Consider the following 13825-nt stretch of genomic DNA (forward strand, 5'->3'; position numbering starts at 1 on the left):
AGCGCAGGTTTTGCCTGAAATCACAGCTTGTTGATGACCGGGCCGGATCGGTGAAGTAAGCCAGCGGCGGGCCATCCAGTTCACCAAAAATGCGATATTTTCCCGCCCACGCAATTTTCCCGTCCTCGTCCGTGACTTCCAGCGGCGCACCGTTGATATCGGTGTGGTACCAGAAGTAATGGTGTCTGGCTCCCCGTGTGACGATGCTGGCCAGCGGGGTGTAGCTGTCATGGGATTCATAGCAGTAGGTCTGTGTTTCGCCACTTTTCGTGTCACGCTCCTGCAACAGCCGCAGGCCATGCCAGACAAAATCAGTTTGTTCATAACGCGCCAGTCCATCAATCCCGATTTTCACCCCCTTGCGGATACGCCGTCCAAGGGCATCATAGTGATAACGCGCCGTTGTGTTGCCGATGACCGCCACGGTCAGGCGGTTGTCACCATCATAGCGGTAATCCTGGGTTTCGCGCATTCTGCCCTCGCGGCGGGTCATGTTGCCGTGCGGGTCATGCTCATAGCGCCATTTCCGCCAGTAGCTCAGGCGGTCGCCCTGCGGTGTCACCGCTTTAGGGATCCCCTGCTCTTCCGCCTCCCGTTCCAATATCGACTGCGGTTGCTCCAGCAGGTTATCCGCCCGGTCATACCACAACATATCCTCATAAGCACAGCCCTGATGCGTCACTTTTTTCAGGCGACTTTCAGAGTCATAAAGATAGTCAACCATGCCCCGGTAATGATCTCCCATCATCTGCAATTCGTCCTGGGGGCCGTAGACCCACGCCCGCCACGGCTTGCCCTCGCTGAGATAAGGCAGTGGCTCAGCATCGGCCTGTTTCAACGGCAGGCTATATTGGCGGGTACAGCGCCCCAGCGGATCATAATCGCGCAGCTGGAACAGTTTGCCCTGCGTGCGGCGGGTTTCACGATGCAGCCTGTCACGCTCAAATTCAGTGAGGAGTGTCTGTTCATGCCGGATCGCACTCAGGTGACCGGAGCCGTAGTAGAGCCAGCTTAAGGTGCCGCCCTGCGGCAGCGTGAGGGCGGTCAGGTTATCCAGTTCGTCATAGCTGAACTGGAGGCTGTCGTCGCCGTTCTGCTCGCGAATGACCCGCCCCAGCGCGTCATAGTCAAAACGCACGGTGTTGGGTTCTATTCCCAGTTGCTTGCCGTTGTCGTTCGGTTCACGACTGGCCTCCAGCAGCCTGCCCAGGTTGTCCCACCGGTACTGGTAAGTGTCCGTGTGGGTTTCCCGCAGGATCAGCTGACCGGCCGCATCATAATGCTGGTGTACCTGCCGTTCCGGGTACTGGAACACGCGGTCACCCATGCGCCGTTCGGTGCTTAATAAGCCCGCCGCATTGTATTCGTACCGGATTAAGGTGTCGTCAGGACGGATTTCTTCGATTAAGCGCCCTTCGGCATCACGGTTCAGCCGATAGCGGTCATCGTTGGCGTTGTCGAGCTGTATCAGATAGCCTTCGGGACTGTACTGATAGCGAATTTGACGTTGCAAACGGTCCGTCGCACAGACCACCTGACCTGATGCATTGTATTCCCAGGTGCGGGGCGCATTCTCATTGCGCTGGTGATGGGTTAGCTGACCCGCGCTGTCCCATGCCAGGTGTTCTGTGGAATCGTCAGGATAGGTGATGAGGATTAACTGGCCGCTATCGTTATAGTCATAACTGACTGTTTCCATCAAAGCATTGGTAAAGCGGCTCAACCGGTTCTCATTGTCGTAGCGCCAGGCGCTGCTTTGACCAGAACAATCAGTGTGGCGGATCAACTGCCCCTGACCATTCCACGTAAAATGGCTTTCCCCGCCTTTGGCATCAGTGACTTTGTCGGGACGCACCGTATTATCAAAACCGTAGCGATAACGGGTAGTCTGCTTCAATGGCGAGGTTTCACTGACCAGACGCCCAAAGTCATCGTAAGCCAATGCCGTTTCGGTGCCATCCGGCCAGAAGATAACAGTGAGCCGGTCGGTATCATTCTGGTACTGCCAGCCGGTCTGGTTGCCGTTGGCATCGGTGAAACTCAGCTGGCGGCCATGTTGGTCCCATTCACTCAGACGGGTGTGGCCGTCCGCATCTTTGTAGCCGTTCGGCAGGCCAAATTCATCCCACAGGATATGGTGCTCCGTGCCGTTGCGGTCGAGGCAGTGGATGATGTGGTGCGCGTCGTTGAGATGCCAAACCGTGCGGGTGCCGTCGTACCAGTGCGCCGTGCGGGTAAGGGTCTCATCGTCGTATTCCAGCCGATAGCCCGCGCCCTCACTGGTTTGCCGGGCAATAACCCGCCACAGCCCTTCGACTGTCTGCTCCCACTGGTAATCACAGCGCAGGCCGCGCGCATCCTGATGCCATGCCATCACGCCGTGCTCTGTCCAGCCGAATTGTCGTTGGAGAGCGTCGTTGCGATGGCTGACCCCCGTCAATTGGGCGTGCTCATTATAATGGTAGCGGCAAAGCTGAATACGATGGCCGTCATGCCATTCGCGCCAGACAGCGGTGAGGCGGGAAACCGTTTTGCCATCGATATCCATCATCACATAGTCACAGTGCAGGTTCAGCCCGCCATGGCCCGTGATGCTGACCATCCGGTTCTGCTCGTTGTAATGAAAACGCTGTTCGTTGCCGACATTATTGCGGATGTGGCTCAGGCGGCTGAGGCCGTCATGATCAAAAGCCGTATAGTGATAAACTAATTCGCCTGCATCACGAATTTCCCATTTGCCCTCTTCCGTGTGTATCAGGTTGCTTTGCGCCTCAGGGCAAAAACAGCGATGACCTGCCGGCACGTCAGGAAAGGGCACGATATCCCCGGCAGGGGAACGCCAGAGCAACCCGCCTTCCACGCGCGTGAGATGGCTTTCCCAGAACAGGCTCCAGCCCCGACCCAGTACGCTGTCATATTGATAACGGCTCAGGTAACTACGCTGCCAGTAGAGCGGCAATTCAGCGTCAAAAACGAAGTCCAGCTCATCTTCATCGTTCAGGAATTTCTGACCGGCAATGACTTCCACCGGGTTCATCAGAATACCCGCGACAGGTATCGCCACAGCAAGCGCTCCCAGCCGGCAGGCGATTTTGCGGATTTTAGCCGCGCCCGGTATCTTGTTGAACAGCGTCTGCAACGCGCCGGGGCCTTTGGCTGCCGCGCCACCGAAACTGATTAACCCGGCTGCAAACAGGGTTAAATCGGAAACGGTATACGCCCATTTAGGGATTTCCGGCACAATGTTTGCCGTCTGAGCCGTCCCGCCGCCGATGAAGACATTCGACGAACCGGTCATGACCGCGGCATCACAGACCGTTTTGTCTCCGACCCGTACCGCAGGATAGCCATTGATGAAAACGGAATCAGAGCCTTCCGCCATCTGGCGCAGGCCATTTTCTTTACTGCACGCCACTTGACTGCGTGACGCGATGGCGGCGGGTTGGTTGTTGATAAAAACATTGGGGGAGCCTCGCGTGATTTCCCCGCAGGGACTTCGCGACGAGGCCCCCTTAGAGACACAGGCGTCACGCGCCATGTCGCCTAAATATCCCGCCGCCATGCCCACCACAATGGCGGCGCCTATCAGCAAAACGCCTACCCCAAGACAGGATGTAGCTAATCCGGCGACAAACAGGGCCCCCGACAGCATTCCCCCGGCGGCAGAAATTAATGAACCGATGACGGTGCCTGCAACCAATCCCGCCATGGCGCTGGAATGGCCTATCGTGTCTCCAACTCGCGCAGCTTCTGGCATAGCGTCCCCTCCCTAGAATTGGAAACTTTGCAGGCAGTCATCCAGCCACTGCCGTTGAGCCTCGGTGAACGCCTGCTGGGATGACAGGGTGAAAATCAGCGCTTTTTTCTCATCCAGCAGAAATACCGCCTGATATTGATAGACTTGCTGCCCTTTTTTGGGCCGATAACGGGAGAGCAGCGCCATGCCTTGCAGCCGGTTATCGCCCAGCGTTGCGGGCTGTTCTGCCAATAATTGCCAGTTGCGCAGACCGTTTTTCAGCAGACCTTTTTGGCGAGTGAGGTAACCGGGGAGATCTTCGCCTTCGACCAGCTTATCACGCGAGATATTTAGCGCGGGGGCATCGGGCGCGATGAGGATGTTTACCGTCTGTTCCTGATAGCCTGCGGGTAACAGAATGCTGCCTTCAGTGAACCGACAACGTGCTTGATTGTTCATCTTTCTTTTGTCTTATATAGTATAGGCATGCCGAACATAGCAACAACATTGATAATCCTGATTAAACAGATTCAGGGGGGACTCCCTTCTCAGTCATCAATAAACTTATATAATCAATAATGCTGTCCGTTTAATATTCAGACAAAAAGATATAACAAAAAATCGGCTATGTCTTGATTATTAGGTGAATTAATACTCAGCGAATTTAATGAAACGTGATTTATATCACAAAACAATGCCAATGATCGTGCTGAAAATCCGTCCTAATGAACTCAATCACTACAATTTTATTCAATCAATTTACCTTGCCCGGTTTATAGACTTTGCATTAATCACCAGAGAAGTTTAACTCTGCATTTTTTATGATATTGAAAAAAATTAGCTCTGTTTAAGGATGATCAGTTCAGAGGCGCACAGATTTAAACTCGTTTTTTTGGGTTGGAATGTGTAGACAATCAAATTTAAATAGCAACTAATGGACACCGACCTATGCAAGTATGGGTTTTTATTTTTTCTGACAATGTAGTCGCAAACACATATTCGGATTCAGTGGGTCCCTTCCGGTATAGCGATACCGTACTCAAAACCCATTCTTCGTATTTAGTTAACCAGCACCCTTCGGTTTTTCATCAATTGCTGGCGAACCCGTCCTGTTGTTCTAACATCTTCTCCAGTACATAACTCATACCCGGACGGCTATCTGCTTCCACAATGGCATTTAGATTTAAAACCAGAAAGAGTAAAGGATATGCTCATGGTATTAAATCAAAGTCCATTTCTTTAATCATTTTTAATACTGCTAAATGTTTTTGTCCTTTTTTGCTGCCAATCAGGTTTAATCAAAAGACTTATCGGCTTTTTTTAACAATTATCTTTGATTTTTCGAAAGCCTCTTGTAATCATGCAAAAATGTAAAATCTTTTTTTGAGAAAACTTTTTAATGCGGCTAATCCTGTTAAATGTTTTTATATAATATTCCTGTTATTTGGTTAACCCAGTTATTTCGTCACCTTATTAATCAATTTAAAACCTATTTTTCCTGATGTTTTCTCTTTCAATACCAGTATAGCATCGAATTTTTTTCCCGATTTTAAAACCACATTGACAGCCAAAAAATGGCTTTTCTTAACACTTGTTTTATCATTGATGAAAACTCAGCAGTGATAATCGAAACGCTAAAAGTCAGTAATCTAAGAACCTCATGTGATGACAATCACTTGACAGCCAATGCTTACATTCAAATAATAATCATTATCATTTTCCCGAGTTATTGGAAATCATCATGGCAATCCAGAAAGCCATATCTGAAATTGATAGTTTTGCGCAACAATTTTACTTTGAACATCATGACTGGTTATACAACTGGTTACGCCATAAAGTCCCCTGCCCCTGCCATGCTGAAGATCTGACTCAGGATACGTTCCTGAATGTTCTGTCCAGTTCAAATTTGTCAGATATCCGTCAACCACGGCCTTTTCTGGCAACCGTGGCTCGCTGCCTGGTTGCTAACTACTACCGCCGGAGAAAAACGGAAAAACACTATCTGCAATATATAAACGCCATACCAGAAACGACCATGCCTTCTACAGAAAGCAGATTGGTTACACTTGAACAGCTTGAGAAGCTCGATATCACCCTTGATAAACTACCAAGCCGGGTAAAACAAGCTTTTCTGCTCGCACAATTACAAGGTCTGCGTTACAGCGAAATAGCTGATCAGCTTCAGATTTCTTCCAGTTCAGTGAAACAGTATTTGCAGCGAGCCCATAACAAATGTAAAAAAGTTCAATTTTTCATTTAAAATTCGCCAAGCCGTGTTACATTCACAATTGATTTCAATATGAAATCATAAATAAAGTAAATTATTATAATTTACCTATAACTGGATATTATGGAGAAAATTATGCGACACGGAATTACCGCTGCAATCCTACTTTGCTGCTCTGCCAGCGCTTTTGCCACAACACCACAAATCATCGCTCACCGTGCTGGTACAGGTGATGCACCTGAAAATACAGAATATGCAATTTCCAAGTCCTTAGAGAACAAAGCGGATGCCATCTGGATAACTGTTCAGCTTTCAAAAGAAGGTATTCCTGTGCTCTATCGTCCATCAGATCTGAATAGCTTAACCAATGAAAGTGGGCCTGTTTCTGCCTATAACGCAAGTCAATTGACCAAATTTGATGCCGGTTACAAATTTGGCTCTGATAGTGAGCATCCATTCCGCAATAAAGGGTTAAGTATTCCAACACTGGAACAAGTCTTAAAAAAATATCCAGAGACTTTCTTCTATATTGATCTGAAATCACCCGATGCCGATCCAACACAGCAAGCCAAAGCGCTAGAAAAAGTACTAACCAAGCAGAAAGCTCTGGCACGTACCCGTTTCTATTCCACTGATGAAAAATACCTTAACGCGTTGCCAAACATGATTCAGCGCTTCGAAAGCCGTGATAAAACCCGCACCATGCTGGCGAATATTACAATGGCTCACCAGTGCGATATTCCTGAAAACACAGACACTGCTCGCTGGTATGGTTTGGAAATGCGCCGCAATGTAGAAGTTGTTGAAAAATATACTCTTGGTGAAGCACGTTCCAAATCAGTATTGTCATGGGATAAGGAAGCAATGAAGTGTTTCCGGGCTAAAGGTGGTGCAAACATCATTTTATTTGGCATTAAAACCAAAGAAGATTTCAAACAGGCTAAAGAGCTCGGTGCCGATGGTGTGCTGGTAGATTCACCCAAGCTATTCAGTACCTTTAAAACAAAATAAGATTTTGAGGTTCCCGAAAACAAGCAGTTACAGTAATTATTTTCTGAAGGAACCGCTTTTACATCTGTAAACAAAGCAAAACCCGCAGTTCTCTTCTCTGTGGGTTTTGACCACTGATAAACCTTGTTTAAAATAGTTCAAAATGAGATTTTCAGTAATCAATCCCCAATTTCTTTAAACGTGAGATCAATGTCGTTGGGTTCATTCCCAATAATTTTGCTGCACCGTCATCACCAAAAATCTTCCCTTTGCATTGTTTAACGGCAAGAGAGAGATTTTTAATTTCCAACTCTTTCAGCTGTTGCATGGTCAGCACGCCTTCGATTCGTTGAAGTTCATCGTGAATATTCTGACACGTCGTTTCATTTTGCTGTTGATCTTGCTCCAGCAAATATTTAAAGGAAACAGCACCCTGCTTTGCTGTAATGAGTGCGCGTTCAATGACATTTTGCAGCTCACGGATATTGCCAGGCCAGTCATATTGCTGTAGCCCCAAAATATGCTTTTGTGAAAATGGTAAATAATTAATTTTACGCTTGTCACAAATCAACTTAGTAAAATGTGTAACCAAAAGTGGAATATCTTCTTTACGGTCACGTAAGGCAGGTGCATAAATCGGGAATACATTTAAACGGAAATACAGGTCTTCACGAAAGCGTTTGTGTTTAACTTCTTCTTTTAAATTGCGATTGGTAGCGGCAATAATCCGCACATTCACATGCCGCGTTTTTTCTTCGCCAACCCGCTCAAAGGTTCCTTCTTGCAATACACGCAACAATTTACTTTGTAGCTCTATAGGAATTTCGCCAATTTCATCTAAAAACAATGTACCTTGGTCTGCCAATTCAAAACGTCCGACACGGTCACGCACAGCCCCAGTAAATGCACCTTTGACATGTCCGAAAAATTCACTTTCAAACAGTTCCGAAGGAATAGCGGCGCAATTGACCCGAATAAGTGGTTGCTGTTTACGGTGACTGGATTGGTGAATGGCACGGGCGATCAATTCTTTGCCTGTACCTGATTCACCATAAATCATCACGTTGGCATCAGTTGAGGCGACCACCTTGATTTTTTCAATAATCTGTAAAATGGGTTCACTGCTGCCAATAATTTCATGATATTGATTTTCTTGTAAAATCTCTTCTTGCAGATATTCATTCTGCTGTTCCAGACGGCTTTTTAAATCTTGCAGTTCTTCAAGGGCATGAGTCAATTGTTTTTCGGTATTCAGCCGATCGGTAATATCGCGGAACACCACTACCGCGCCAATAATTTCACTATCACAAATCACTGGGGTACTGGTAAATTCCACCGGAAAGCAACTGCCATCACGGCGCCAAAAAATTTCCTGAATACCTTCATGTACAATACCATCATGTACCGCCGCATAAATCGGGCACTCTTCTTCAGGATAGGGCTCACCATTTTCATGGGTATGGTGATGAATCTGATGGATATTGTTACCCAGTGTATCTTCAGGTTGCAGTCCCAACATTTTAGCCCCGACAGGGTTAATAAAGGTACATAAGCCTTGTTTGTTAATACTGTAAATACCGTCACCGACTGAACTCAGTAATAAATGCTTGCCTGTGTCGGAGTCAATAAACAGTTCTTGCAAGGCTTGCGATTCTTTTAAACCTGTGCCAATGACTTTATCAGCATTTGTATTGAGTTGGCGCAGCTCTAAATCTTTGACATCCACCAGCGACCATATCAGCAAGGTTTTGTTTTTATAGGGCAATGAAATGGAAGTAATATCCAACTGGATTTTTTCACCATTTTTATCAAAGACATACAACTCATTGTTCCAGGCCCAACCTTTTGCCAAAGCGCCTTCGGTAAATGCGATAAGGTATGGCAGTTGTCTGAAATGACCAAAAATGGAAGTCACCGTTTTTTGAATAATTTCATGACGTTCATAGCGTAATAGTTGGGTGGCACTAATATTCACATCAATAAACTGGTTTTCATGTGGGTCTAGCACAATTAATGCCTGTGACGTGTGTTCAAATACCAACGGGCGAATCGAATCTTCAGAAACTACCCAGTCCGAGATAAAGTCAGTTGTATTCATACTATGAATTTTCATAATTTAAGTTATGGAATTTCATAATACTACGAAAAATCGTAACTTCCCAGCAGTTCAATTTATCTCCAAAAAAATATTTTTATAAAAATTAAATGTTATTTTTCAATTTGATAGTAATTAACCTCCGCCTAAAAGTATAACTTGGCACAGCTCTCGCATTAATACAGTCAGACTAGACTACATGTTGGTTCATTCCCAAATAATATTGAACTAGGAGACTGCTATGCCAAACATTGATATCGAACAATATAAAGACGGCGATTTTCTCGTTGATTATGAAGAAAAAGTGTTTGAGGACATCAAAGCCCAGCCGGGTGAAAAAGCATTGGTGACTTTCCATACCGTTGCATTTGAGGGATCAATTGGACTGGTCAATGTATTACAGGCAAAGCGTTTATTACGCAAAGGCTTTGAAACCAAAATCTTGCTTTACGGCCCAGGCGTGCAGTTGGGTGTACAACGTGGTTTTCCAACTTTAGGGGCAGAAGCTTTTCCGGGTCTCTTAGCCGTCAATAATCAGTTGAAAACCTTTATGGAAGAAGGTGGCGAAGTCTATGCCTGCCGTTTTGCGTTGCAAGCGATGTATGGTCAAACCGAAAAAGCGCTTATTCCGGGAATTCGTCCAATTAATCCACTGGATGTAATGGATTTAAAACTGCTGATGCGTCGTGACAATGCCTTAATCATTGATACTTGGACTGTCTAAGTAAACATAAATATAAGGGGATAAGGTTATGAACAGAATCGTTAAAGCTGCCGCAGTGCAATGTAGTCCAGTGCTTTATAGTCAAGCCGCCACGGTAAAAAAAATCTGTGACATTATTTTAGAGCTTGGAAAACAAGGGGTGCAATTTGCCGTTTTTCCTGAAACCGTCGTGCCTTATTACCCTTATTTTTCCTTCGTACAACCACCATTCGCCATGGGTAAAGAACATTTAAAACTGTTGAATGAATCGGTGGTTGTACCTTCCGAAGCAACCTTAGCAATTGGGCAAGCCTGTCTTGAGGCCAGCATGGTAGTGTCGATTGGCATTAATGAACGTGCAGGCAGTACCATTTATAATGCCCAACTGTTATTTGATGCTGATGGTTCTATCATTCAGCATCGCCGCAAAATTACCCCAACTTACCATGAACGAATGGTGTGGGGGCAAGGTGATGGCAGTGGTTTACGTGCCATTAATTCTGCGGTGGGACGTATTGGTTCGCTGGCATGTTGGGAACATTACAACCCGTTGGCACGTTTTTCTTTGATGGCAGATGGTGAGCAAATTCATGCTTCCATGTTTCCTGGTTCGTTGGTAGGACAAGTCTTTGCCGATCAAATCAACGCAACCATCCAACACCATGCTTTAGAATCTGGCTGTTTTGTGGTCAATGCCACCGCATGGCTGCATCCCGAACAGCAACAGCAAATTATGCAGGATACCGGCTGTGATATCGGTCCAATTTCAGGAGGATGTTTTACCGCCATTGTTTCTCCCGAAGGCAAGTTCCTGGCTAAACCGATCACGCAAGGTGAAGGTTATTGCATTGCCGATCTGGATTTCAGCCTGATTGATAAACGCAAACGCATGATGGATTCGATTGGGCATTACAGTCGTCCTGAATTGCTCAGTTTATTGATTGATCGTCGTCCAACACAGGTATTACACGAACTGAAAGTTGAACCATCAGATCAAAGTCATCTCGAAAAGCGCTCAAAATCCAATGAAGAACATGTCGAAACCGTATTGATGTAAACCCAATCGATAGGGGGTAAAAATGTCTGCAATACAACTATTGACCGATTTGCAATGTAATGGTCTGAAATGGGAAGGTAAGTTTGGTTTGTCCCGTAGAGGTGGCGCAGGGCCAAGCGATCATAAAGCGTTGAGCCTTGACGGGCAGACCATGATGATTCCGGTGCTAAACCTTGCAGCACAAGACTCTCCCTATACCGCAAAGCCTGAACCGCACTCTGACAAGGTGATCGTCTTTAAAAACCGGATTCCGGTGGCGACCTTAACTGCGCCTGCACGACCCCGTTTTTATGATTTAAAAACCGCCGAAGGCATTGCCTATGAACAAATTGCGACCTTACATAGCCGTGATGTGTTGGCGACAACGGTGTTACAGCATTGCATTCGTATGAAGGACAAGGCAACTGCATGCCAATTTTGCTCGATTGATCAGTCTCTAAAAGAGGGTCGAACCTTGCCCCGTAAACGCCCGGAACAATTGGCGGAGGTAGCGAAAGCCGCCGTTGAACTGGATGGCGTCAAGCAAATGGTGATCACCACAGGCACGCCAAATACGGGAGATCGTGGGGCAAAAATTTTATATGACTCAGTTAAAGCGATTAAGGCGCAAGTAGATTTGCCAATACAGGTACAGTGCGAACCACCCGATGATTTTGCCTGGTTTCAACGTTTAAAAGATGCAGGCGCTGTGTCGATTGGCATGCACCTTGAGGCGGTGAACGAGCGTATACGGCAGAAAATTATGCCGGGAAAAGCCGAAGTCTCGTTGGAAAAATATTTTGCGGCATTTGAAACAGCCGTTACAGTGTTCGGTCGGGGACAGGTCAGTACCTACATTTTGGCCGGTTTGGGCGACACCGAACTGGAAATCGTGGAGATGACCGCCAAACTGACTGAAATTGGGGTGTATCCATTTGTAGTGCCGTTTGTACCGATTCAAGGTACACCATTAGAGCATCATCCTAAACCTGATCACGCTTTTATGCAGTCGCTCTATCCGAAAGTTGGACAGCAACTTAAACAACATGGTTTGCACTCGGAAAAGACTCAAGCCGGCTGTGCCAAATGTGGCGCTTGCTCTTCGCTGAAAGCGTATGAATAAGGAGAATGTGATATGGAACTTTCTCACTATCGTTGGCTGCTTGAGCTAAATGACGGGCTGAAACCATTTGTTAGCGATGACATTGCCATCAAAATTGTGTCGGAAGATTGGGAGCGTCGCCAATATTATCGTTTGCGTGAAGTAACCTTTCGCGATGAACAAAAAATCTTGCAAGAAGATCGTGACGAGCACGATGTTGAAGCATTAGGCATTGTTGCCATTGGGAAAATGTTTGGTGAGCATGACCGGGTGATTGGTGCAGTGCGGATTTTCCCTGATGGCGAACAGACATGGTATGGCGGGCGTTTATGCGTAGAGCCTTTATATCGACGTCGCCATATCATTGGTAAAGCATTAATCAATACTGCGGTATCAACCGCCAAGAACTTGGGATGCCGTACTTTTTTAGCCACTGTGCAAAGTCAAAATGAACGCTATTTCAAAAGGTTATGTTGGGATAGTTTGCATCAGTTGACCGTTGCCAATATTCCACATGTGTTGATGCAGGCACGGATTGAAAACTATCCTTTACAGCATATCCCGCTGCAAGCCTATATGCAGAAGGAGACGCAATGATGGAGCTCAATCAACTACTCGAAATGTTAAAACAGACACCCGCTATGCAATCCAAGCAGGCGATTGCTCACACGGTTTCAGTCAATACAACTTGCCATGTGGATTCATTGGATAGCTTATATGCCTATCCCGGAGATGACACGGCGGCACTGCCGCTAAATGGTCAATATGTATTGCACGCCTGTGAAGGCATGCTACCCAGTTTTGTGACCAATCACCCTTATTTTGCCGGATGGTCAGCGGTAATGGCGAACATCAGTGATATTGCAGCCATGGGTGGTCGGGCATTGTCCGTAGTAAATAGTTTTTGGCATACCAGTAGCGAACATGCCCAGTTGTTAATGCAAGGTATGCAGGATGCTTGTCGTGCTTATGATGTGCCATTGGTCGGTGGGCATACCAATCTTGCCGTCGTTTATCAGCCCACTTTATCTGTTGCGATTCAAGGCATAGCGCGAAAACTACTCTCGGTGTTGCATGTCAAACCACAACAAAAAATTCTGATCGCGTTAAATTTGCAAGGGCAATTCCACGCCAATACCACTTATTGGAAATGCTTTGAACGGGTGCCTGACCACATTTTACAGTCACAAATTGCCTTATTGCCGCAATTGGCAGAGGCAAATCGGGTTCATGCCGCCCGTGATATTAGCAATGCCGGCATTTTAGGCAGTTTGTTGATGCTGCTCGAAGCTACGGCATCGGGGGCACATATCAACTTAGATGCCATTCCTAAACCTGACGATGTGGACTGGTTTAAATGGCTACAAATTTTCCCCAGTTTTGGTTTTTTACTGACTGCCGATGCAAATGAATGTGAAGAAATTATCGAGCTGTTTCACTGCCAGAACATTGCCTGCGCGGTGATTGGTGAAACCAATGTCAGTGGTGAGGTTGCCGTGCAGCAGCAACAGCAATACGACATATTTTGGGATTTTAACAACCGAATGTTTACCGGTTTTTGTTATGCCGACGTTTTAACAAAGTTACAGACTCAATCCATACAGATTGAGGCTAAAAATCAGCAGGAGTCGATGTTATGCCCAGTGTGAATTTTACCGTGAAATGGCCTGATGGGGAGCTGATTCAATATTACTCACCCTCAACGGTGATTTATGAATATCTGTCCATTGGTCAACGTTACCCAAGTACGCAGTTCTTACATCAGGTTGAAAATGGCCTGAATGCCGCATCGGAAAGGGTACAGGCACGTTATGGCTTTGTCTGTAGTTCGGCCATGGATACTCTGGCAATGATCAAACGCCAAGCCAAATTCTTCGGGCCAAGCCCGGAAGATCAAATTGAAGTTATTGAAATGACGAATCAATGAGAGGGATGT

Annotated in this window: 11 protein-coding genes; 8 read left to right on the plus strand and 3 right to left on the minus strand. The window is 46.5% G+C overall.

Annotated elements, in window-relative coordinates; genetic code table 11:
• Positions 1-3757 (minus strand): PAAR domain-containing protein (locus ACGF63_RS07975; RefSeq protein WP_387629968.1); only part of this gene is annotated, 3757 nt, incomplete at its 3' end.
• A gap of 12 nt (positions 3758-3769) precedes the next feature.
• Positions 3770-4195 (minus strand): DcrB-related protein, encoded by a 426-nt coding sequence (locus ACGF63_RS07980; protein ID WP_387629970.1) that lies wholly within the window; start codon positions 4193-4195, stop codon positions 3770-3772.
• 1282 nt (positions 4196-5477) lie between these two features.
• On the opposite strand from ACGF63_RS07980, the gene ACGF63_RS07985 reads away from it, so the two are divergent.
• Positions 5478-5996, plus strand: a complete 519-nt coding sequence (locus ACGF63_RS07985) for a sigma-70 family RNA polymerase sigma factor (protein ID WP_387629972.1) — start codon at positions 5478-5480, stop codon at positions 5994-5996.
• 102 nt (positions 5997-6098) lie between these two features.
• Complete coding sequence (locus ACGF63_RS07990) at positions 6099-6974, plus strand: glycerophosphodiester phosphodiesterase family protein (RefSeq protein WP_051477492.1); 876 nt, start codon at positions 6099-6101, stop codon at positions 6972-6974.
• Positions 6975-7125: 151 nt separating this feature from the next.
• On the opposite strand, the gene ACGF63_RS07995 is transcribed toward ACGF63_RS07990, so the two are convergent.
• A complete protein-coding gene (locus tag ACGF63_RS07995; protein WP_387629976.1) occupies positions 7126-9051 on the minus strand; it encodes a sigma 54-interacting transcriptional regulator in 1926 nt (641 codons plus the stop codon).
• Between the two features lie 238 nt (positions 9052-9289).
• On the opposite strand from ACGF63_RS07995, the gene ACGF63_RS08000 reads away from it, so the two are divergent.
• From ACGF63_RS08000 to ACGF63_RS08025, 6 genes are read left to right on the plus strand one after another with little or no spacing between them, the layout of a single operon-like run.
• The gene (locus ACGF63_RS08000; protein WP_387629979.1) at positions 9290-9772 is read left to right on the plus strand and encodes an MSMEG_0572/Sll0783 family nitrogen starvation response protein; all 483 of its coding nucleotides are present in this window, start codon (positions 9290-9292) and stop codon (positions 9770-9772) included.
• 28 nt (positions 9773-9800) lie between these two features.
• Positions 9801-10808 (plus strand): Nit6803 family nitrilase, encoded by a 1008-nt coding sequence (locus ACGF63_RS08005; RefSeq protein ID WP_387629982.1) that lies wholly within the window; start codon positions 9801-9803, stop codon positions 10806-10808.
• A 22-nt stretch (positions 10809-10830) separates the two neighbouring features.
• Positions 10831-11910, plus strand: a complete 1080-nt coding sequence (locus ACGF63_RS08010; RefSeq protein ID WP_387629986.1) for an MSMEG_0568 family radical SAM protein — start codon at positions 10831-10833, stop codon at positions 11908-11910.
• 12 nt (positions 11911-11922) lie between these two features.
• Positions 11923-12486, plus strand: coding sequence for an MSMEG_0567/Sll0786 family nitrogen starvation N-acetyltransferase (locus tag ACGF63_RS08015; RefSeq protein WP_036850063.1), 564 nt, complete (start codon positions 11923-11925; stop codon positions 12484-12486).
• On the plus strand, positions 12483-13538 hold the full coding sequence (locus ACGF63_RS08020; RefSeq protein WP_152963923.1) for a sll0787 family AIR synthase-like protein: 1056 nt from the start codon (positions 12483-12485) through the stop codon (positions 13536-13538). The genes ACGF63_RS08015 and ACGF63_RS08020 overlap by 4 nt, the downstream gene beginning before the upstream one ends.
• Positions 13526-13816 (plus strand): MSMEG_0570 family nitrogen starvation response protein, encoded by a 291-nt coding sequence (locus ACGF63_RS08025; RefSeq protein WP_036850058.1) that lies wholly within the window; start codon positions 13526-13528, stop codon positions 13814-13816. The genes ACGF63_RS08020 and ACGF63_RS08025 overlap by 13 nt, the downstream gene beginning before the upstream one ends.
• The last annotated feature ends 9 nt before the right edge of the window (positions 13817-13825 follow it).

The organism is Photorhabdus sp. RM322S, assembly GCF_042879395.1.
GTDB lineage: Bacteria > Pseudomonadota > Gammaproteobacteria > Enterobacterales > Enterobacteriaceae > Photorhabdus > Photorhabdus khanii.

What these genes read in the sequence shown, in the direction of transcription:
- ACGF63_RS07980 (WP_387629970.1), bottom strand. Translation starts at nt 4,195, where the DNA reads ATGAACAATCAAGCACGTTGTCGGTTCACTGAAGGCAGCATTCTGTTA.
- ACGF63_RS07985 (WP_387629972.1), top strand. Translation starts at nt 5,478, where the DNA reads ATGGCAATCCAGAAAGCCATATCTGAAATTGATAGTTTTGCGCAACAA.
- ACGF63_RS07990 (WP_051477492.1), top strand. Translation starts at nt 6,099, where the DNA reads ATGCGACACGGAATTACCGCTGCAATCCTACTTTGCTGCTCTGCCAGC.
- ACGF63_RS07995 (WP_387629976.1), bottom strand. Translation starts at nt 9,051, where the DNA reads ATGAATACAACTGACTTTATCTCGGACTGGGTAGTTTCTGAAGATTCG.
- ACGF63_RS08000 (WP_387629979.1), top strand. Translation starts at nt 9,290, where the DNA reads ATGCCAAACATTGATATCGAACAATATAAAGACGGCGATTTTCTCGTT.
- ACGF63_RS08005 (WP_387629982.1), top strand. Translation starts at nt 9,801, where the DNA reads ATGAACAGAATCGTTAAAGCTGCCGCAGTGCAATGTAGTCCAGTGCTT.
- ACGF63_RS08010 (WP_387629986.1), top strand. Translation starts at nt 10,831, where the DNA reads ATGTCTGCAATACAACTATTGACCGATTTGCAATGTAATGGTCTGAAA.
- ACGF63_RS08015 (WP_036850063.1), top strand. Translation starts at nt 11,923, where the DNA reads ATGGAACTTTCTCACTATCGTTGGCTGCTTGAGCTAAATGACGGGCTG.
- ACGF63_RS08020 (WP_152963923.1), top strand. Translation starts at nt 12,483, where the DNA reads ATGATGGAGCTCAATCAACTACTCGAAATGTTAAAACAGACACCCGCT.
- ACGF63_RS08025 (WP_036850058.1), top strand. Translation starts at nt 13,526, where the DNA reads ATGCCCAGTGTGAATTTTACCGTGAAATGGCCTGATGGGGAGCTGATT.